Source organism: Telmatobacter bradus (assembly GCF_048629425.1).
GTDB lineage: Bacteria > Acidobacteriota > Terriglobia > Terriglobales > Acidobacteriaceae > Telmatobacter > Telmatobacter bradus.
In genome coordinates, this window is the sequence record NZ_CP184532.1 from 3,848,152 (window position 1) to 3,868,602 (window position 20,451).

The window sequence follows — 20,451 nt, forward strand, 5'->3', positions numbered from 1 at the left end:
TCTTTAAATCAGCTTTGCAATCAGCGCCGCCGATTCCAGCACCGCGTTGCGGATCTCTTTCTCGCGTTCGTCGCTCATGCGCGAAAGCGGCGTGGAAACGCTCAGTGCTGCCACCTGTGCGCTGCTGCCCGTGCGCAGAACGGCGCCAATGCAGAGCCCACCCAGCACAGACTCTTCGCGGTCGTAGGCGAAGCCTGTTTTCCGGATCTGTTCAAACTCCTCAAAGAGTTTGTTGCGGTCCACGATGGTGTGGGGTGTGCGCGGAAACAATCCATACACTTCGAGAATGCGATCAATCGAGGCTCGATCCTGAAAAGCCGTGATTGCCTTACCCATGGCGCTGCAGTGCGGTGGTAGCACGCGGCCAATGCGGTTTGAAATACGGATCTCGTGAAAGGTCTCCACGCAGTCCAGCACCTGAATCCGGTCGTCGAACAGGCAGGCAAAGCTGACTGTTTCGTTGAAGTGGTTGGCCAGATGCTCCAGTTCGGGCCGGGCTTTTTCCCGTAGTTTGCGCGCCTGTTCCTGCCGCCATCCCACCTGCAGCTTGGGCGCAAGCTGATAGGTTCCGTCCACCTGCTGCTGCAGATAGGTACAGCGCTCCAGCGTGAGCAGAACCCGAAACGCAGTCGATTCTGAAAGTTGCGTTCGCTGGCTTACCTCTTTGAGAGAAAGCGTCTGTTTGCCGTCAAAGGTGTCCAGAACCTCAATGGCACGGCTGATGGAACGCAGAAAATATTGCTCGTTGCCGGAATCGTTTTCCTTGGCGTGCAGTGCCCATTGCGGAATGCGTCGACGAACTGTTTTTTCGGGTTTTACTGACGGCTGTTTCACTGTGCGCGGCATCTGGGACCACTCTTTCCGGTAAGTTAAGATGCTTTGCGGCCCCGACCTCGGCCACACCGTCATTGTAGAGGCATTTACTTTCGTATTTTAATTTTCATGAAAGAAATTACCACTGTCTTGAAGGCTGTTTTTGAGAGGTACTTTGCGCCAATGCAGATCAGCGTGCACACTGTTTTGTTGCGGCGTAAACATAGAGTATTTCGGGATTTGCAACAATAATTATAGTGTTTTGGCAATTATTAAGGGGAGGACGTTCCCCTGTTCCCGCAGTATTTTTCGCCTGCCTTCTATTCCGCATTCCGGTCAAGAAACAGCTTGTTGCGTACTTTTGGCGGAACGCCTGCCGTGGTATTGGCCACGGCAGGCACCTCGGGACTCTGTCCGATGGTTTCCTTACTTCCAATCCTCTGGCAGCATGCGGAAGGTGTTGTAGCCGCCGCTCAGATTGCGGGCAGTAAAGCCGTGCTGCGCAAGGATGCGGCAGGCGTAGTAGGCCCGCTGGCCCACGCCGCAACTAACCCAGATTTCGCGCTTGCCGGGCAGTTCCGCCAGACGGGAGCGCAACTCTCCCAGCGGAATGTTGACGGCATGGGGGATGGTTCCAGCCGCGAACTCTTTGGGCTCGCGCACGTCGAGCACAAAGGCTTCCGTGTTCTTTAACTCACGCCAGTCGGCCAGACCCAGATCGCCGCGCATATGGTTGGAGGCGATCATGCCCGCCATATTCACGGGATCCTTGGCTGCGCCGAATTGCGGTGCGTAGCAGAGCTCGGCCTCTTCCAGATCGTAGACCGTTCCGCCCAGCTGAATCATGGTGGCGATCACGTCAATGCGACGCTCCACGCCTTTCACGCCTACGGCCTGCGCACCCAGCAGGCGGCCGTCGCTGGGGCGAAAGAGCAGCTTGAGGTGGATGGGCTGCGCGCCGGGATAGTAGCCGACGTGATGGCCGGGGTGCAGGTAGATGGATTGATAGTCGCTGACGCCGGCACGCTGCAGCGATTTTTCCGATGCGCCGGTGAGCGCTGCGGTAAGGCCGAAGAATCCGCAGACGGTTGTGGCCTGCACGCCATGGAAAGCCGCGCTGCGTCCGGCGATGACGTCTGCGGCGATGCGGCCTTGGCGATTGGCGGGGCCTGCCAGCGGAATCAACTCCCACTGGCCGGTGATGCGATTGCGTACCTCGACGGCATCGCCCACGGCCCAGATGTGCTGGTCGCTTGAGCGCATCTGTTCGTCTACGCGTATGCCGCCACGCTCGCCGAGTGTGAGTCCTGCAGATTGGGCTAGCGCGGTTTCTGGCCGCACGCCCATCGCCAGCACCACCAGATCGGCTTCATATGCGCCTTTGCTGTCCGTGTGGACGATGAGCTTTTCCTGCTGTTTTTCGATAGAGGCAAGGCCTTCGCCGAGTTTGAGCGTAACGCCCGAGGCCAGCAGTTTTTCCTGCGCATAGGTCGCAAGTTCGGGGTCGAGCGGCGGCAGAAGCTGCGCGGTTTTTTCAAGAATGGTTACGTTCAGGCCGCGATGGGCAAGGTTTTCCGCCATCTCCAGGCCGATGAAGCCACCCCCAACCACGATAGCGTTCTTGGCCTGGCCGGCATCGATCCAACCGCGCAAAGCACGGCTGTCCGGTACATTGCGCATTGTGAAGACGCCGGGTAGATCGACGCCGGGCAGGGCTGGCTTGATCGGTGCTGCACCGGGCGAAAGCACCAGTGCGTCGTAAGGCTCAACGGATTCTTCACCCGTGGCAAGCGTGCGTACGGTGAGTGTGCGCGCGGCGCGATCAATGGCGATGGCCTCGCAGCCGGTGCGCACATCAATCTGAAAACGCATGCGGAAGAGTTCCGGCGTGGCCAGCAGCAGCTTGGCCTCATCGTGAATCACATCGCCCACATAGTAGGGTAGACCGCAATTGGCGAAGGAAACATAAGGCCCGCGCTCAAAGACGATGATCTCCGCAGCTTCATCCATGCGCCGCAGCCGTGCCGCGCAGCTTGCACTACCGGCAACGCCCCCCACAATCAATACCCGCTTTCGAGTCACTCCAGCCTCCTTGTTCATCCGCATTCTATTGGATTCGCCGAGCGGGGGCAGTGATGCAAAGAGCGATTGTTTGGAATGATTTCAAGTTGGAGGGTGAATCTTGAGCGGCTGTGGGCGGCGCTTGCTCTTCTGCTGCGAGATTTGAAATGCCTAACGGGTGCCTGTCTAAAAACAAGACAGATGGAGTGTGGAAGAGATTTTTTTGGTGCAGGCAGTGCAGGCCTTGATTGCAGGATTCAGCGAGGAGCAATTTTATTTGGCGTGAAGTCACGTGACCAGTGTGCGTGGGTTTTTGTGGTGTGGCTTTCAATGCGTGCTACATTAAAGTTCTTCAAGGTCGCAAGGCGACTGAAGATGCCAGGGACAGGCATAAAAAGCAGGCGGAGGGCGAAAGAGAGCCTTCCGCCTGTTCTTGTTTTTACGCCGCAGAGTTTTTATACCGAACCCAGAAGTCGGCGTTTAGGATAAAGCGAGGAGAGAAACAATGTCGCAGATTTCCCCGTCGTTGTATGTACCCCAAGAAATTTTTGCCAACGAGCCTTTTACCAACTTTGCCGTGGACGATGCGCGTCAGGCGATGGAGGCCGCGCTTGCGCAGGTGGAAGCTCAGTTGGGCCGCAGCTACGATCTGGTGATCGGTGGCAAGCGGGTGCAGACCGCGGCCAAGATCACCTCGGTGAACCCGGCGCGTCCTGCCCAGGTGGTGGGTGTGCATCAGAAGGCCGAGGGAGAGCATGCTGAACTGGCCATGCAGGCCGCGCTTGCCGCCTTTGAGACGTGGCGTTTTACGCCCGCGGCTGAGCGCGCTTCCTGCCTGCTGCATGCGGCGGAGATCATCCGTCAGCGCAAATACGAGTTCATGGCGTGGTTGACCTATGAGACGGGCAAGAACTGGGCCGAGGCCGATGCCGACGTGGGCGAGACCATTGACTTTCTGGAGTTCTACGCGCGTGAGGCGCTCAAGCTCGCTGCGGCCACCACGGCCATTCAGTACCCCGGTGAGCGCAATCAGCTCTTCTACATTCCGCTGGGCGCGGGTGCGGTGATTCCGCCGTGGAACTTTCCGTTTGCCATCATGGCGGGCATGACGGCGGCGGCCATCGTCACCGGCAATACCGTGATCCTGAAGCCTTCGAGCGATGCGCCGACGATTGCGGCCAAGTTCATGGAGGTGCTGGAAGAAGTGGGCGTGCCAGCGGGTGTGGTGAACTTCTGCCCTGGTGCGGGTGGAAGCTTCGGCAATGCGATTGTGGAAGACGTGCGCACGCGCTTCATTTCCTTCACCGGCTCGAAGGCTGTGGGCCTGCAGATTCACGAGAGTGCCGCCAAGACGCGTCCCGGCCAGATCTGGATCAAGCGCACGGTGCTGGAGATGGGTGGCAAGGATTCGATGCTGATCGCAGCCGACGCTGAGCTGGACAAGGCAGCCGACGCGGTGGTGGCTGCGGCCTTCGGCTTCAGCGGCCAGAAGTGCTCAGCCTGCTCGCGCGTGATTGTGGAAGCGCCGGTTTACGATGCATTCGTGGCCAAGCTGGTAGAGCGTGCCGCAAAGCTGACGGTGGGCGATCCGGCCAAGAACCATAATCTAGGCCCGGTGGTGAATCGCGCCGCGCTGGATTCGATCCTCAAGTACATCGAGATCGGCAAGCAGGAAGGCCGTCTGCTGCTGGGCGGCAATGCGCCTTCCATTGAGGGCGGCTACTTTGTGGAGCCGACGATCATTGCCGATCTTGCGCCAGACGCGGTGATTGCCCAGCAAGAGATCTTCGGACCGGTGCTGGCCGTGATCAAGGCGGCGGACTTTGACGATGCGCTGAAGATTGTGAACAACACCGAGTACGGCCTGACGGGTGCAATCTTCTCGACCGACCGCGCTAAGCTCGAGCGTGCTGGCCGCGAGTTCCACGTGGGCAATCTCTACTACAACCGCAAGTGCACCGGAGCCATGGTGGGAGCGCATCCCTTCGGCGGCTTCAACATGAGCGGCACCGACTCGAAGGCTGGCGGCAGCGACTATCTGTTGCTGTTCACCCAGGCCAAGAGTGTGGGAGAGAAGCTGTAGGGTAGGGAATAAGGCACACGGGCAGAAGTTGTGAGGTTTTTACATCTTCTGCCTTTTGCTTTTGCGTTCTTTTCGGGGATGCATTCGCTTGCGTCCGGGTGCAGCTTGAGTCGTTCCGCACATGCTCCCGGGTTCCCCGTGCTCCACTCCTGAATATGTAACAATCTTTATAGGCATTGTTGCTCTTTTTGCGCCATATTCTTTATCTCATTCATCCCGGCATGAGCTCGCCTGGCGCGGGACGTCCTGAGTCTTTCTGCGTCCGCCCTGAGCTCCGGAAAGTGAAGGTTTCTCTGTATGATTCTCATCCTCATGGGTGTCAGCGGCATCGGCAAAACCACCATCGGCAAACTCCTCGCCTCTCGCACCGGCTGGCGCTTTGAAGACGCTGACGATTATCATCCCATCGAAAACAAGCAGAAGATGGCGGCTGGCGTTCCTCTCACCGACGATGATCGTCTGCCCTGGCTCAACATTCTCCACGACCGCATGTCGCGCTACTTTCAGGAGAATCGTCACACCATCTTCGCCTGCTCCGCCCTCAAGCAGAAGTACCGCGAGCGCCTCATCGATGGCTTTGGTTCCGACGAGTACCGCCTCATCGACATTGTTGTTCCCATCGAGATTTTGAGCGCCCGTCTGCGTGCCCGCAATCACGAATTCATGAATCCTGATCTGCTGCAGAGCCAACTTGCCACCTTTGAGGCACCTGCCGATGCGTGGAGCATCTCTGCCGCCGGTCCTGCCGACGAAGCTGTCGATGAGATCATGAACCTGCTTCGCAAAGAGGGTCTCTTTCACGAGGATGCCGAAGAAAAGACGGCTGCCGATCTGCTCAGCCTGCAGGGCCGCGTTGCCGTCGTCATCGGTGGCACCGGCGGCATTGGCCGGGCGATTGCTCTTGGTCTGGCCCAGGCGGGCGCAGATGTTGTGCCTACTGGCCGCCGTCCGCAGCCGCTCAATGAGGTTGCCGACGAGATTGAAAAGCTGGGCCGCCGCACCCTCCGTCTTCCTGCCGATGTTTGCGACAGTGCTTCCATCACCAATCTCTGCGCGGAAACTGTTCGTACGCTTGGCAAGGTCGATATTCTCGTCAACTGCGCTGGCCGCATCAGCCACAAGCCCACGCTCGACTTTCCCATGACGGAGTGGAAAGAGATCTTTGACACCAACCTTGACGGCACACTGCGCGCCTGCCAGATCTTTGGCCGCGAGATGATCGACCGTGGCTATGGCCGCATCATCAACGTCGCCTCGCTCAACAGTTTTGTTGCGCTCAACGAGGTTGCGGCCTACGGTGCCAGTGCCTCCGGCATTCTCTCGCTTACTCGTTCGTTGGCCGTCGAGTGGGCCCGCAAGGGGGTTAGCGTCAACGCCCTCGTTCCCGGCATTGTTCGCACCCCGCTCAACGCTCACCTGCTCGATTCCTCAGCGCGTGGCCACGAGCTGCTGATGCGCACGCCCATGGGTCGCTTCGGCAAAACCATCGAAATGGTTGGAGCCGCCATCTTTCTGGCCTCTGAGGCCGCGGCCTTCCTTTGTGGACAGTCCCTGGTTGTGGACGGTGGTTTTCTTGCTTCCGGCGTTAACCAGTAATCGTTCCTTGTCACAAGGTAAAAAGAAAATGAGCGAGCCGGATCGAATCCAGCTCGCTCATTTTCTTTTTACCCTGTGCTCTATTCGTTGTTGGCCGGAACTTCGTGCAGCCAGCCGGGAGATTTGAGCAGTTCGCGGGGACGGCTGCCGTCGGCGGGGCCAACCAGTCCGTCACGTTCCATCATGTCGACCAGATGGGCGGCGCGGCCGTAGCCTACGCGCAGGCGGCGCTGCAGCAGCGAGGTTGAGGCTTTGCCGAATTCGAAGACCAGACGCACCGCATCGTCGAAGAGCGGATCGTTGTCGTCCTCGTTCGTGCTTGTGCCTTCGGGGTTGCCGTGCTCGTCCTTGGGCGATTCGAGGAAGCCTTCCATGTAGTCGGCCTCGCCCTGCGCCTTCCAGAAGCCGACCACCGAGGCCGTCTCCTTTTCGCTGACGTAGGGCGCATGCAGGCGCACCAATCGGCTGGTGCCGGGGGGCAGAAAGAGCATGTCGCCGCGGCCCAGCAGCGATTCCGCGCCGTTGGTGTCGAGAATGGTGCGTGAGTCCACCTTGGTGGCCAACCGGAAGCTGATGCGGGTGGGTACGTTGGCCTTGATCAGGCCGGTAATCACGTCCACTGAAGGCCGCTGCGTAGCCAGCACCAGATGAATGCCCACGGCGCGGGCCATCTGCGCCAGTCGTGTAATCGATTCTTCTACGTTGGCGCGGTCCAGCATCATCAGGTCAGCCAACTCGTCGATGATGATGACGATGAAGGGCAGCGGACCCTCGTCCTGCTCGTCGCCTTCAAAGAGCGACATCGCCGAGCCTTCGTAGAGTTTGTTGTACTGATCGATGTTGCGCACCGAGCGGCTAGCCAACAGCTTCAGGCGGCGCTCCATCTCGCGCACGGCGTTGCGCAGAGCGTTGGCGGCCAGTTTGGGTTCGGTAATGATGGGCGTAAACAGGTGCGGAACACCCTCGTACATGCCCAGTTCCACTCGCTTCGGGTCCACCAGAATCAGGCGCACCTGCTGCGGAGTGGTGCGGAAGAGCAGGCTCATGATCATGGCGTTGATGGCCACGGATTTACCGCTGCCGGTGGAGCCGGCGATCAGCACATGAGGCATGCTGGCCAGATCGGCCGTGACGATGCGACCGTTGATGTCCTTGCCCATGGAGAGCGTCAGCAGGCTTTTGGCCTTGGCGAAGGTTTCGCTTTCAATGATCGAGCGCAGATGGATGGTTTCGCGCTCGTGGTTGGGCACCTGAATGCCCACCGTGCTTTTGCCGGCCATGCGCTCGATCAGGATGCTTTCAGCGCGCATGGCCAGGCACAGATCGTCGCTTAGGCCGGTCACGCGCGAGTACTTGACGCCAGCCTCGGGCTTGAACTCGTAGGTGGTCACCATGGGGCCGGGATTGATCTGCACCACACGGCCGCGCACGTCGAACTCGGCGCATTTATCTTCGAGCGTCTTGGCCTCTTCGCGCAGAGCTTCCTCGCGGATCGACTGCGGGCCTTCGCCTTCATAGAGCAGGGTGCTGGGGGGCAGCTTGAAGCCGCTGATGGTTTTGGGTGCGACGGCGATCTTGCGGGTTTCCAGGTCAGCGCGCTCATGAATCTGAATGTCGTCCTGAATGTCGTCGGACTTGGCCAGCATGGGCGTCGGTGGCACGGGGGCTGGTCCAGAGATTGGTCTGGACGCTGCAACAGGCGCTGCCAGCGGTGCAACGTCGTCCTCCTCCGACCATGGCGCGGCAATCGGGCGGGCTGCTACCGGAACGAGGTCTTCATTGTCTGACTGCGCGGGCGGCTCAGGCGTGGGTGTTGCGGTGCGTTCCGCTTCATTCTGACGATAGGCTGCATCGATCTGATCGTAGGCCGAGCCGGGTTTTTCCTCTGCTTCAGCCTCGGACGGCACTGTGTTCTTTGCCGCTATGGGTTGGCCAGAGCTGCGTTCCCAAATGCTTTTTCGGCGGTCCTTTTCTTTTTCGTCGTCGGCATTGAGGCGGGCGCGCTGGTAGGCGGGAATCTCATCCAGCGGATCGGCCTGCGGGGCGCGGCGTCGGCCAAAGAGCATGGCCAGCCTGCTGGGCGGCTTGGGAAATTTTTCCGTGGCAGTCAGGGGGCCGTCTTCCGCGTCTTCGGAGTCTGTGTCGGGGCGGTAGTTTGCCCACAAATCCTCCTGCAACTGTTTTTGCTCGGCGCGTTCTTCGCGCCAGTTCTGCCAGCGGTCCCGCAGACTCATTCCGTCTGGCCAGCGGTCGCCAAAGGCTTCCAGAATGGCTTGCAGTCCTACCGCAGAGGCGAAATAGAGGCCGAGCGCGGCAAAGAGTCCGGCCACGATCCATGCGCCCTGAATGTTCAGGTACTGGACCAGCAGGGTTGCACTCAGCCGACCGACCACGCCTTCCATGGGAACCATGTGCAGCCACAGCCAGCGCCATGGCGCAAGACCAAGGACGGCGGGCAGAAAAATGAGCGCTAGCAGGGTTCCCATCCAGCGCAGCAGTGCCGGGCCGCCGGGGCGTGAGCGAGCCCAGGTCCAGCCCAGGCTGGCCAGCCAGAGCGGCATCAGAAAGGCTGTAACGCCGAAGGTCTGCAGCAACAGATCACTGCTGTAAGCGCCCAGCAGGCCGATCCAGTTGCGCACCGCGTGGGGATCGCTGGTGGCGGCGGCCGTGTTCAGCGAGGGATCGGTGGCGTGATAGGTGGCCAGAGCCAGCAGCAGCAGGGTTGCCGCCAGCAGCAGCACCAGACCCAGAAAAACATTGACCGGGCGGCTGCGTGTGGGCGCCAGAACAATACGAAGGGGCTTCATATGTGAGCGTTTCCGTTCTGCCGCGGCTTATGGCGTCTGCCGGCCGGGTGCCGGAATGGCGCTCGGCCTCCAGGTGCGCGGCGGGCCAGCCGAACGGGCGAATCATCCCAGAGCAGCTTTCATTATCCCCGGACGGGCAGAGGAAATTGCCGCAAATCCCGGCAGGGGAATCTGGAGGGCCAACCCCACGGAACAGGGAACAGAGAGCAGAGAGCTGTGCAGAAGAGGGCAAATAAATCGGGGCGAGCCGTTTGGCTCGCCCCGATTTATTTGCGTCGATTGCCGTTACATGCCTATGAACTGCGCGCCCCAGACGAGCAGAGCAATGCCCAGCAGAATGCGGTAGAAGGCAAAGATGGCGAAACCATGCCTGCGCACCCAGAACAGGAACCACTCCACCACGCCAAAGGCCACAATAAAGCTGACGACGATGCCGATCAGCAGTACCAGCCAGCGTTCGCCGCTCATCTCTACGTGGGTAGCGGTGCCAGCGGCCAGAGCGGCTTTGCTGGGGTGCAGTTCCTTGATCAGATCCCAGACGGTGGCAGCCAGCATGGTGGGAATGGAGAGCAGAAAGCTGAATTCGAGGGCGGCAGGCCGTTCCAGGCTGACCAGCTGCGCGGCGGCAATGGTCGACATGGAGCGCGAAGTGCCCGGAAAGACCGCCGAGGTGGTCTGGCAAAGGCCAATCCAGACGGCCTGAAAGAAGCCCATTTCTTCGACCGAGCGGGTGGAAGCCTCGCGGCGGGCTGCCCATGCGTCCACAACCCACATGAGGATGCCGCCAGCCAGCAGCGCGATGGCCATGGCGTTCAGGCTGCCCAGATTCTTCTCGCTCCACTTGTGCAGCGCCAGAGCCGGCACCGAGGTGCAGACGAAGGCCACAAAGGTGAGCGAAATGGGATGATTGAAGATATTGCGATCGCCCGATTCACCCCGCGGAAAGCTGCGCAGAAAACCCACAATACGGCCCAGAAACAGCATCATCAGGGCCAGAATGGCTCCTGCCTGAATCACGATCGTGTACATCTTCCAGTACGGATCGTCGAGAGAAATCTTCATCAGCGCTTCACTGATGCGCAGGTGTGCCGTTGAGCTGACCGGCAGAAACTCGGTCAGGCCTTCCACGATCCCCAGCAGGATCGACTGAACATACGGATTCACATTGCCTCCAGGCGGTGTCGCCGTTGGCCGGAATGAGCGCTGGGGTCGGCTCGCTCTTCTTCCCGGTCAATGCCGTAGACGGGTATACCTTCACCCAATTTGTACACTAGTGTACCGGTTAGGAACGGGGAACTGGTAGTGGGAAAGTGGGCTTTAATTGTGCCGCCCGAGCGGAGGCATCTGCATGAGCCGTCTCGCTTTTGCCCATCTGACCGGCGGCGGGCACAAAAAGCTGCCTTCAGCGGAAGGCAGCTTTTAGCCCTCAGCCCTCAGCTTTCAGTTGTTCTTGCCGGTCTAGCTGCATTGGCTTTTTCAGAAGGGAGCTGTTTTTAGAAAGGCTCCTCCCTTACCCAGCCACAAAAAGCTGACAGCTGAAAGCTGAGGGCTGAGAGCTGTTTTTCGCTAAACTCATCCTTGGGAGCTGCGTCCAACCCATGGACCCCCGGAATCTGAGGAAACTGCCTTGATGAAATCTGTTTGTGCCGCCGCCCTTGCCCTGTCGATCGCGCTTGCGCCTGCCGCCGCGCAGAAGTTCAAGCTGCCGCTGGCTGATCCGGCCAAGGCCTCGCCCGCTGAGAAGGCGAAGATGCTCGACGGAATCTTCCACGACTACTGGGAGCAGGAGCTCAAGCACAATCCCGAGTGGGCCTCCGAGCTGGGCGACAAGCGCTACAACGACCAGGTCAGCGACTACTCGGTGAAGGCCGAGAACGAGCGGTTGGCCCGCTTGGAAGATCTGTTGATGCAGCTGGCAGCCATCGATCCCGCCGGGATGGATGAGGTGCATGCCACCAGCCGCGAGCTGCTGATGCGCAAGTGTACGCAGGCGCTGGAGGGGGCCGGATTCAGGGAGTGGGAGCTTTCCGTCAATCAGCTGGACGGCATCTACAACGAGTACCCCGAGCTGGTCCGGCAGCTCAGCTTCAATACGGTTGAGGACTACGATCAGTGGATCGCCCGTCTACACAAGGTTCCCCACGCCTTCGATCAGGTGACCGAAAATCTGACCCTGGGCATGAACGAGCACCGCACCCCGCCTGCCTATCTGGTGGAAAAGGCGCTCAAGCAGGTGGACGAACTGGGCGATCAGGACGAGTCGGATTCGCCGCTGGCTGAGCCGCTCAAGCACTTTCCAGCCTCCATCTCCAAGGCCGATCAGGAGCGCATCACCGATGAGATGCTCACGGTGATCGACAAGGAAGTGCTGCCGGCCTACATTCGCTTCAGCCGCTTCCTGGAGGTCAGCTACATTCCCGCCTGCCGCAAGCAGCCGGGCATCTCCGCTTTGCCCGACGGCAAGCAGTACTACGCGTATCTAGTGCGCCGCGAAACCACTACCGACCTGACGCCCGACCAGATTCATCAGATCGGTCTGGACGAGGTGAAGCGCGACGAAGAGCAGATGCTGGCCATCGCCCAGAAGCTTGGCTACAAGGATCTGAAGAGCTTCCAGCAGGCCATCAAGAACGACCCCAAGCTGCATCCGGCCTCGCCCGAGGCGCTCAAGGCAGCCTATGAGGGCTACATCGGAGCCATGGAGCAGAAGCTGCCCATGCTCTTTGGCCGTCTGCCCAAGGCCCGGCTGGAAGTGGTGGCGATTCCCGACTACCGTGCTCAGAACGCAGCCCAGGCCTACTACGAGCAGGGCTCGCCTGACTTCAGCCGTCCCGGCCGTGTGACGGTGAACCTGTGGAACGCCAAGGATCGCTCGCTGGCCGACGTGGAGGCCATCAGCTATCACGAGGGCATTCCGGGCCACCATCTGCAGATTTCGCTGGCCCAGGAAATGACCGGCGTACCGGAATTCCGCAAGCAGGATTCCTACACGGCCTTTGTCGAGGGCTGGGCGCTCTATTCCGAGCAGCTGGGCAAGGATGTGGGCTTCTATCAGGATCCCTACTCGGATTATGGCCGTCTGGAGGCCGACATCTGGCGGGCGATCCGTCTGGTGGTCGATACCGGCGTGCATTCCGAGGGCTGGAGCCGCGATCAGATGGTGGACTACTTCCGCCAGCACTCCGGCATTGATGAAACCAACATTCAGACCGAGGTGGACCGCTACATTGCCTGGCCCGGGCAGGCGTTGGCCTATAAGGTTGGGCAGCGCAAGTTCCTGGAACTGCGGGCCAAGGCCAAGAATGCGCTTGGGGCGCAGTTCGATTTGAAGGCATTCCACGATCAGCTGCTCGGCTCGGGTGCTTTGCCGCTCGATCTGGTGGAGGCCCACACCGACGCCTGGATCGCCGCCCAGCAAAAGGCAGCCGCCAAGACGGTCGCGCAGTAGGAGGCAGCTGATAGCTGTAGGCCGTAAGCCCTCAGCTATCAGCTTTCAGCTCATACTGCGAACTGAAGCTGCATGGACTTTTGTACGCCGCCGCAGCGAAAACCCCGCGCCGTAGGCGCAAAGCAGGTTAGCTGAAGGCTGTTTGAGCAGCTGAACCGTGACGCCTGGCCGCCGGAAAGCCGCATGGGGCGTGATATTCTGACCAGTTCTCGCTGTCGGATTCCCGGCGGCTGGTTCTTATTTTTGACTGCTGCACCGCGCGTGCCGCAGATGGAGAGAGTTCAATGAAACGCTTGCTTGCATTGGCGCTGCTTGCCTGTGCCTCGGTCTGTGCGCTGCATGCCCAGACCGTCGATACCACCGTTTGCGATGTTGTGAAGCACCCGATGAACTTCAACGGCAAGACCATCCGCATCAAGGGCGTGGTTTTTGCTGGGTTTGACAGCTTCATCATCAAGGATGCGAGCGAGTGCGGTTTCCCCATCGACTCCATCTGGCTGGAGTACCCGCAGGGCACCAAGGCTAAGGCCGGTCCGGCTGCAGTGCTGCACATTCAGCCTGCCCACAACTACGCCGGTCCCTATCAGGCCCCCACCCGCGCTGCCGTTACGCTCGACAAGAGCAAGGACTTCAAGCAGTTTGATTCCTCTTTGGCGCAGACGCACAGCAAAGGTGCAGGTATGTGCCTTGCCTGCGTCCGTTCTCAGGTTGCGGCCACTCTGATTGGCCGTCTGGACGCCGTGGATGACGCCACTGTCAAGCACGACGCCGCAGGCAAGGTGACCAGTTTTGGCGGCTTCGGTAACGCCAACATGTACCCGGCCCGTCTGGTTCTGCAGTCGGTGGCCGACGTGCAGCCCAAGGAACTGGATTACTCCGAGTCTGATAACGCCGCCAAGAGCCTGACGGCAGCTCCCAGTGACACCTTCGATCCTTTCGATGCCGCCACCAAGCTAGCTGCTGGCATTCCGGCTCCCAGCGGCGATGCGGCCAAGAAGGCCATTGCCGCCCTCGGCAAGAAGGGCGACAAGACCAGCGGCGTTGTCTTCGTCAGCGGTACGACCAATGAAGTCAAGGACGAGACCCCGGGCAAGCTGGACTCCTCCGATGGCACGCTGTGGACCGTCACCTACAATAACGACAAGGTGCAGGGCGCGGGTGTCGTGCGGATGTACTTCCACATGGGCCAGCACATTGCCGACCTGCGTACGGCCGGTGCCGATCAGGCCATCCCGCCGTTCATCTTTGAGTACAACGCCTGGTCGATGACCGTGACTGCAGCCGTAATGAGCGGAGAAAAGCTGCTCACGCTCTCTGGCGGTCCGGTGGTGTGGAATCTTGCCTGGCCCCTTGCTCAGCGTCAGGACAAGATGAATGACGGCGTGACCAACTATCTGAACAAGTCGGTGGCGATCAACCGGTAAATTCCGGTTCACCTGCAACGGCTTGTTTCACTACTGGGTTCGCGCAGCGTTTCTGCTCCGCGAACCCGGTTTGCATCTATAGAAGATTTTTTAAGGACAACGAGGCTAACCATGGCAGAGATTTCGGTTGAAGAGAATCAGATTCCGGCGCAGTTGCCGGAGGTGCGCGTGGCCGTGCTGGGCGCGGGCAAAATGGGCGGCATTCTGCTGCAGGCTTTTCTGAAGCAGAACCTGTTTGCTCCCGAACAGATTCATGCCACAGTTGCCCATCCGGAGCGGGCCATTGCGCTCAGCACTCAGTGGGGTGTGGACGTAAGCACCGACAATCTGGAGGCGGCCCGTCAGGCCGACCTGATCCTGATCGGCGTCAAGCCGTTTCAGGTGCCGGAGCTGATTGAAACAATCAAGCCTGCGCTCACGCCCGGAAAGACTATCGTCTCGTTTGCCGCTTCCGTTAAAACTCGTGACATTGAAGAGGTTGCTGGTATGGAGCTGGCTGTGGTGCGCGCCATGCCCAACACGCCTGCCGCACTGGGTGCTGGCGCTTCCGCGCTCTGCCGTGGCCGCTTTGTGAGCGAAGAAAAGATGGAGCTGGCCAAGCGCATCTTTGATACCGTGGGTCGCAGCGTGGTGGTGGACGAAAAGCACATGGATGCCGTCACGGGCCTTTCTGGCTCGGGTCCGGCTTATATTTACATCATCATCGAGGCGCTGGCCGAGGCCGGTGTGAAGGTGGGCCTACCCCGCGATACGGCCACCGCTCTGGCCGCGCAGACCGTCTTTGGCTCGGCCAAGATGGTGCTGGAAACTGGCTACCATCCGGCCTTGCTGAAGGACGCCGTTACCACCCCGGCCGGTTGCACCGTAGACGGCATTCTGGAACTGGAAGAAGGCGGTCTGCGCGTCACCCTGATCAAGGCCGTGATGCGTGCCACCGAACGCGCCCACCAGCTGGCCGCTGGTTAGAGGTTTTCTGCCTGCCAAGACAAAAATCACCGGGGCTTAGGCTCCGGTGATTTTTTGTCGTGGCGTTGCAGCGGGCGTGGCACTCGGAAGTCCTCCGTTCCGCAAATGCCCTTCTTCGGTGGATTTTGCCGGACCGCAACTTGCCAATCCTCCTGCCTCCCGCTACCTTGAACTAAGGAGCGCGACGCGCCCGAGCGAGTTTTCTTTTGTCGATTGAACGTCCCAAATGGCTTCCTACCTACCTGCCCGAGCTGGACGGCGTACGCGGTCTGGCGATTCTGTCCGTAGTGCTCTATCACTGCCATCCGCGGCTGGAGGGCACGTGTTTTTATCGCGCCTCCTTGTGGGGATGGGCCGGGGTTACGGTCTTTTTCTTCCTCAGCGGTTTTCTGATCACCTCGAATCTGCTGACCGCGCGTGATCGCAAGCACTACTTCCACAACTTTCATGGCCGCCGCGCCCTGCGCATCTGGCCGCTCTACATTCTGCTGCTCATCGTCTGCTATCTGAACTCAGAGTGGTTCATCGGGCCGCCCATCTGGCAGGCGGTAAAGGCCGCGCCGTGGCTGGCCTACCTCTTCTTCGTGCAGAACCTCTTCCATCTCACGCTGCCCCCGGCCATCGGGCCCACCTGGGCGCTGGCCATTGAGGAGCAGTACTACTTTGTGTGGGCTCCGGCTGTGCGCTGGCTGCGCCGGCCGTGGATGCTGGCTGTGCTTCTATCGGCGGCCGTGGTGGCCTCGCCCCTGGTGCGCCACTCTTATGGCAGTGCGCTCACACCCACCCATACGCTTATCCACCTGGATGGGCTGGCGTTCGGCAGCTTGCTGGCTATTGGCATCTATACGCTGGGCTGGTCGCAAAAGCTTTGGCGCTGGCTGGGTGTTGCCCTCTTTTTGCTGGGAATTTCTGCTGCTGCCACCGTCGCTGGCGGAACCGCCTACCTGGATTCCGCGCTGGCCTTCGGGCTGGGCGGCGGCATTCTGGCCATTGCCACACTGAACGGGGCGCGGAACCCATTCTGCTGGCTATTGCGGCGCGGTCCGCTGCCGTTCTACGGCAAGGTCAGCTACGGGCTTTACCTCTGTCACATTGCCGTTTTCATCTACTTTGGTTCCTTTGATCTGAAGATGAACCCCTACGGTATGTGGGGCAATCTGGCCATTGTGGCCATGCGGCTGGCAATGTCGACAGCCTTGGCCGCCGGGCTCTGGTATGGGGTAGAGTCGCAGATTCTGAAGCTCAAGCGCCACTTTTAGAGGTGTTTCAGCGCCCTGCGGACAGGGGTGGGGAAGGCTTTAGTCGCTCCGTAATGTGGTATGCCGTCTCATTCCCATGTGATGCGAATCACCCTACCCCCCTAGGCTGGCTGCTACCCTCTCTGTAGCATGCTATTTTTCCCCCGAGCCGTGGAGTGGAGCAGCCGGCAGGCTTTTTCTCCTCTCTTTCGACTAGCTTCGGCCTGCTGTTTGAGGTCGGGAAAGAGTGCATGCGTCGGCTGTAGTCTGTCGTTCGTAGCCTTCTGTTGCTCACTGGCACAGAGGTTTTGAGCCCTTCAGACGATATACTGAAGTCTTGGCCGGCAGGTCGGTGTGGCCATGCAGTGAGCTGCGGACCGACTGCCAGATTTGGCGTACGGCACCATACCCCAACCGGCTGTTTCTTGTCAGCCCCAACCGGAAAGGTTCTTTTTCATGTCGTCTTTGCCCGTATTGGTTTTGAACAGCGGTTCGTCCTCCATCAAGTTTTCCATCTATGAAGCTGGCGACGGCCAGCGCGCCCGGTTGCTTGAAGGCGCTGTCGATGGCATTGGCACCGAAAACGGCAAGTTCTGGATCAAGGATGCGACCGGCACCAAGCTGGTGGACGAAACCCGCGAACTGCCCACGCGCGCCGTGGCCTTCGAGCTGGTTTCGAAGACGCTGCACTCCGGCAAATTCCCGGCTCCGGTTGCCATCGGTCACCGCATGGTTTGCGGCGGCCCCACGGTTACCGAGAATCAGCCCATTACGCCCGCGCTGATTGATGAGATGGAGCGCTACACCGCCTTTGCTCCGCTGCACACACCCATCGCCGTCTACATCATGCGTGAGTCGCTGCGTCTGTTCCCGGGCGTTCCGAACTTCGTCTGCCTCGACTCCTACTTCCATCGCACCATGCCGGAAGTGGCCAAGCACATGCCGATTCCCTCCGAGTATGCCGAGATGGGCGTTCGCCGCTTTGGCGCGCACGGCATCAGCTATGAGTCGATCGTCCTGCAGCTGGGCAATGAAGTTCCCGAGAAGCTGATCGTGGCTCACTTGGGCAACGGCGCTTCGATTTCGGCCATCAAGAATGGCGAGTGCCTGGATACCTCCATGGGCCTGTCGCCGACCGGTGGCATCATCAGCGGCACCCGCACCGGTGACATCGATCCCGGCGTTTTGCTCTTCATCCTGCGTGAGATTGGCAAGACCACGACCAGCGCCGCCGAAGCCGCCGACAAGCTGGAGGTTGTGGCCAGCAAGAAGGCCGGCCTGTTGGGCGTCAGCGAGCTTTCCAACGACATGCGCGACCTGCGCGATGCCATCAACGCCGGTAACCTCAAGGCCCGCCTCTCGGTCGACAAGTTTGTGTGGACGATCCAGAAGTGGATCGGCAGCTTCTTCGTCGAACTGGGCGGTCTGGACATGCTGGTCTTCACCGGCGGCATCGGCGAGAACGACATTGCTGCCCGCGCCGAGATCTGCGCTGGCCTGAAGGCAGTGGGCATCGATGTGGACCTGGAGAAGAACAACGTGCGCGGCGAAGCCACCATTTCGAGCGCCAGCTCGAAGGTCAAGGTGCGTGTCATTCCTCCGGCCGAGGATCTGATCATCGTCAACCACGTGGTTCGTTTTCTGGGCAAGTAAGAAGACGCATCCGGCAGGTACACACAGCATAAAGTAAAACAGCGGTGGAGCCTGATGGCTCCGCCGCTGTTTTCTGGATGGTATTTTGTGCTCTACCTAAATTGATTTACTTTTGGCTATTTCCTGTGAGGGAAGGCATGCGCACCGAAAACGGAAAGATGCTCATATTTTGCGTTCCCAGCATGAGCGCATATTCGCCCGGCTCGAGAGGTGATTGAGGATGAATCATCCATACATGCGGGTCCGGTTGGGATATGTCGACTGGAACAATATCGCTTGTATTGGCATCGGCTTGCTTTGATCCACCCACAATCGGATACACAATCATCTTTCCGCCATCAAGCTCCCTGACTCCCTTTTTTGGATGCAGGCGAACAATCACTGGATCGCCGGGCAGAGATATGAGATGGCAGATACAAATCACTGGTTGAGCTGTTCCCGAGCGCGTTGGTGCATGCTCACCCTCGAACTCTGCCACCACTCTTGCAGGTATTAGTCCATAGGACATCGATGCTGCAAATCCGCGACCAGTTTTCATCTTGGCGGGATTCTGATTGGCAAGTAATGTCCATTCTGTCCCCATCCACTGTGCTCCAGAGATGAGGACTCCCACCTGATTGGCGGGATATTTTGCAGTCACCTTTTCTCTTGTGACGATTTCACTTTGACTCTGTGCTTGCAATTTTAGGCAGAAAACAAGTCCAGAAAGAAGGAAGAACAGAACCGGCCAGTTTTTTCGCACGTATTTTCCTCGGAAATATTGTAAAGCCTTTTGATTTTATTGAAGTATAGTGTACCGAGTTACTTGAACAGACTAGCTCGTTTCGGCGCATGATTCATTCACCTTTCACGGCTAATAAAAAATGGGCGCGCTCTACAGAGCGCGCCCATTTTTTTCTTAAAGGAAAGCTTACTCTTCTTCGCCTTCGTGCCAGTAGCTTTCCCAGCCCAGGTAGCGGCTGGCGGCCTCATGCACGGCCTTCGAAACATCGCTGAAGTTGGTGGCTACGTGGTGCTCAAAGCCCTCGCGGCAGATGTACTTGAGCAGTTTCTGCAGCTTCGGGATCTCGGTGACGCCAGCGCCGCCAAATGTTTCCAGCGGATCGTTGGTGAATGCGCCCTTGCCGGTGTAGCCGCGCACGATGCCGTAGCGGTCGTCGGTGGAAAAACGCGCGTAGCTCATGGTGCCAGCCTTCACGCGGCCCTCGCAGGTGCCGAAGGTGTTCTGCTTGCCCACGGTGCCGGCGATGATCGCCTGGTAGCCCATCTTGACCTCGTTGAAGAAGTGCTTGGGCAGGTTGGAGCAATGGAAGCAGACGCACTTGTTGGGATCGCTGCCGTAGTTGTTGTTCCAGTCGAGCAGCGCCGAAGGCGTGTCGGAGGCCAACTGCATCATGTACATGCCGAGCACGCCGGGAACGTCGACCTCGCAGGCCGAAGGAATCAGATCGTTTGACATCATGCTCATGATGGTGCAGGGAACCACGCCGAAGTTCTCTTCGATCGAGTTCCAGCACTGCACGGCGGTTACGCCAACATTGGTCTGCTTCATCCAGGTGTCGATGACCGCGCCCAGCTTGGCCATCTTCAGAAGAGCTTCTTCGCTGATCCCCTGGTGCGACACGTAGGCCTTGATCTTGGCCAGCTTGGCCTGGGCCAGATCGTCGTTGTCCTTCATGCGGGAGATGCGCCCGAAGATCTCGCTCAGATCGATGGGTTCGACGGAGATGCCGCTGGCTTCATAAATGCGCTCCGAGTAGCGGACCGTGTTGAAGGCCGCCGGGCGTGCGCCGATGGTGCCGATGCGCAGGTTTTTCAGGCCCTTGAGGATGCGGCAGACCTGCGAGAACCATTCCAGATCGGCCTTGAACTCGGTCGAATCGAGCGCTTCAGTGTGCAGCTTGGTCAGCGAGTAGGGAATCTGATACTGCATCAGGTTGTTACAGGCGCTCATCTTGCCGCAGAAGCTGTCGCGGCGTACTTCGATGGTCATGGCGTCGCCGCGATCGGGGGTGGCCTGCACCAGCACCGGAACCTTCAGACCGCTCAGGCGGATGGCGTCGGCAATGCCGCGCTCGTCGCCGAAGTTGGGCAGGGTGACGATGATGCCGTCAATTTCGTCGGCGTGCTTCTTGAACAGCTCGGCGCAACGCTTGGCCTCGTCGTAGGTCTCTACCGCGCCATACTTCGAGTCGTTGGGGCCAAGGACGATGGCCTTTGCGCCTGCGGCAGCAAGCACCTTGATGATTTCTTCGCGACCAGTACGCGCCAGTTCATCGGGGAAGAAGCCACGATTTCCGACGATCACACCAAAAGTCATTTCACGCATTTTTATTGCTCCCGTGCATTGCGGTTGCGACCG

The 20,451-nt window shown here is 59.4% G+C and carries 13 protein-coding genes and 1 pseudogene; 8 read left to right on the forward strand and 6 right to left on the reverse strand.

Annotation, left to right across the window (positions count from 1 at the left end):
* Positions 1–3: 3 nt before the first annotated feature.
* Both ACOBR2_RS15820 and ACOBR2_RS15825 read right to left on the reverse strand, forming a co-directional pair.
* The gene (locus ACOBR2_RS15820) at positions 4–846 is read right to left on the reverse strand and encodes an IclR family transcriptional regulator (protein ID WP_420237076.1); all 843 of its coding nucleotides are present in this window, start codon (positions 844–846) and stop codon (positions 4–6) included.
* Between the two features lie 393 nt (positions 847–1,239).
* Positions 1,240–2,895 (reverse strand): FAD-dependent oxidoreductase, encoded by a 1,656-nt coding sequence (locus ACOBR2_RS15825; RefSeq protein ID WP_420237077.1) that lies wholly within the window; start codon positions 2,893–2,895, stop codon positions 1,240–1,242.
* A gap of 484 nt (positions 2,896–3,379) precedes the next feature.
* Between ACOBR2_RS15825 and pruA the strand changes: the two genes are divergently transcribed.
* The 3 genes and pseudogenes from pruA (at position 3,380) to ACOBR2_RS15840 (ending at position 6,553) form a co-directional block, all read left to right on the forward strand.
* Positions 3,380–4,957, forward strand: coding sequence for an L-glutamate gamma-semialdehyde dehydrogenase (gene pruA / locus ACOBR2_RS15830; RefSeq protein WP_420237078.1), 1,578 nt, complete (start codon positions 3,380–3,382; stop codon positions 4,955–4,957).
* Between the two features lie 312 nt (positions 4,958–5,269).
* Positions 5,270–5,662: pseudogene (locus ACOBR2_RS15835) on the forward strand (gluconokinase); the annotation flags it as partial.
* A 63-nt stretch (positions 5,663–5,725) separates the two neighbouring features.
* The gene (locus tag ACOBR2_RS15840; RefSeq protein ID WP_420240022.1) at positions 5,726–6,553 is read left to right on the forward strand and encodes an SDR family NAD(P)-dependent oxidoreductase; all 828 of its coding nucleotides are present in this window, start codon (positions 5,726–5,728) and stop codon (positions 6,551–6,553) included.
* Between the two features lie 80 nt (positions 6,554–6,633).
* On the opposite strand, the gene ACOBR2_RS15845 is transcribed toward ACOBR2_RS15840, so the two are convergent.
* A complete protein-coding gene (locus ACOBR2_RS15845; protein ID WP_420237079.1) occupies positions 6,634–9,360 on the reverse strand; it encodes a DNA translocase FtsK in 2,727 nt (908 codons plus the stop codon).
* Positions 9,361–9,645: 285 nt separating this feature from the next.
* Positions 9,646–10,524 carry an undecaprenyl-diphosphate phosphatase gene (locus ACOBR2_RS15850; RefSeq protein ID WP_420237080.1) on the reverse strand — a complete coding sequence of 293 codons (879 nt, stop codon included), beginning with the start codon at positions 10,522–10,524 and terminating at the stop codon, positions 9,646–9,648.
* 466 nt (positions 10,525–10,990) lie between these two features.
* Here ACOBR2_RS15850 and ACOBR2_RS15855 point away from each other — a divergent pair, with 466 nt between their 5' ends.
* The 5 genes from ACOBR2_RS15855 to ACOBR2_RS15875 all read left to right on the forward strand — a co-directional run bounded on the left by ACOBR2_RS15855 (position 10,991) and on the right by ACOBR2_RS15875 (position 18,089).
* Positions 10,991–12,808, forward strand: a complete 1,818-nt coding sequence (locus ACOBR2_RS15855) for a DUF885 domain-containing protein (RefSeq protein WP_420237081.1) — start codon at positions 10,991–10,993, stop codon at positions 12,806–12,808.
* A gap of 284 nt (positions 12,809–13,092) precedes the next feature.
* Positions 13,093–14,232 (forward strand): hypothetical protein, encoded by a 1,140-nt coding sequence (locus tag ACOBR2_RS15860; RefSeq protein WP_420237082.1) that lies wholly within the window; start codon positions 13,093–13,095, stop codon positions 14,230–14,232.
* Between the two features lie 111 nt (positions 14,233–14,343).
* Complete coding sequence (proC, locus tag ACOBR2_RS15865; RefSeq protein WP_420237083.1) at positions 14,344–15,198, forward strand: pyrroline-5-carboxylate reductase; 855 nt, start codon at positions 14,344–14,346, stop codon at positions 15,196–15,198.
* 206 nt (positions 15,199–15,404) lie between these two features.
* On the forward strand, positions 15,405–16,457 hold the full coding sequence (locus tag ACOBR2_RS15870) for an acyltransferase family protein (protein ID WP_420237084.1): 1,053 nt from the start codon (positions 15,405–15,407) through the stop codon (positions 16,455–16,457).
* 435 nt (positions 16,458–16,892) lie between these two features.
* Entirely contained in the window at positions 16,893–18,089 is a 1,197-nt protein-coding gene (locus ACOBR2_RS15875) for an acetate/propionate family kinase (protein ID WP_420237085.1), read from the forward strand.
* Between the two features lie 106 nt (positions 18,090–18,195).
* On the opposite strand, the gene ACOBR2_RS15880 is transcribed toward ACOBR2_RS15875, so the two are convergent.
* Positions 18,196–18,831, reverse strand: a complete 636-nt coding sequence (locus ACOBR2_RS15880) for a hypothetical protein (RefSeq protein WP_420237086.1) — start codon at positions 18,829–18,831, stop codon at positions 18,196–18,198.
* 168 nt (positions 18,832–18,999) lie between these two features.
* On the reverse strand, positions 19,000–20,418 hold the full coding sequence (locus ACOBR2_RS15885) for an L-fucose/L-arabinose isomerase family protein (RefSeq protein WP_420237087.1): 1,419 nt from the start codon (positions 20,416–20,418) through the stop codon (positions 19,000–19,002).
* Between the last annotated feature and the right edge of the window lie 33 nt (positions 20,419–20,451).

Bases quoted from the DNA above. Each gene is read 5' to 3' on its own strand.
- ACOBR2_RS15855 (WP_420237081.1), top strand. From the start codon at position 10,991: ATGAAATCTGTTTGTGCCGCCGCCCTTGCCCTGTCGATCGCGCTTGCG.
- ACOBR2_RS15875 (WP_420237085.1), top strand. From the start codon at position 16,893: ATGTCGTCTTTGCCCGTATTGGTTTTGAACAGCGGTTCGTCCTCCATC.
- ACOBR2_RS15820 (WP_420237076.1), bottom strand. From the start codon at position 846: ATGCCGCGCACAGTGAAACAGCCGTCAGTAAAACCCGAAAAAACAGTT.
- ACOBR2_RS15860 (WP_420237082.1), top strand. From the start codon at position 13,093: ATGAAACGCTTGCTTGCATTGGCGCTGCTTGCCTGTGCCTCGGTCTGT.
- proC (WP_420237083.1), top strand. From the start codon at position 14,344: ATGGCAGAGATTTCGGTTGAAGAGAATCAGATTCCGGCGCAGTTGCCG.
- ACOBR2_RS15845 (WP_420237079.1), bottom strand. From the start codon at position 9,360: ATGAAGCCCCTTCGTATTGTTCTGGCGCCCACACGCAGCCGCCCGGTC.
- pruA (WP_420237078.1), top strand. From the start codon at position 3,380: ATGTCGCAGATTTCCCCGTCGTTGTATGTACCCCAAGAAATTTTTGCC.
- ACOBR2_RS15885 (WP_420237087.1), bottom strand. From the start codon at position 20,418: ATGCGTGAAATGACTTTTGGTGTGATCGTCGGAAATCGTGGCTTCTTC.
- ACOBR2_RS15840 (WP_420240022.1), top strand. From the start codon at position 5,726: ATGAACCTGCTTCGCAAAGAGGGTCTCTTTCACGAGGATGCCGAAGAA.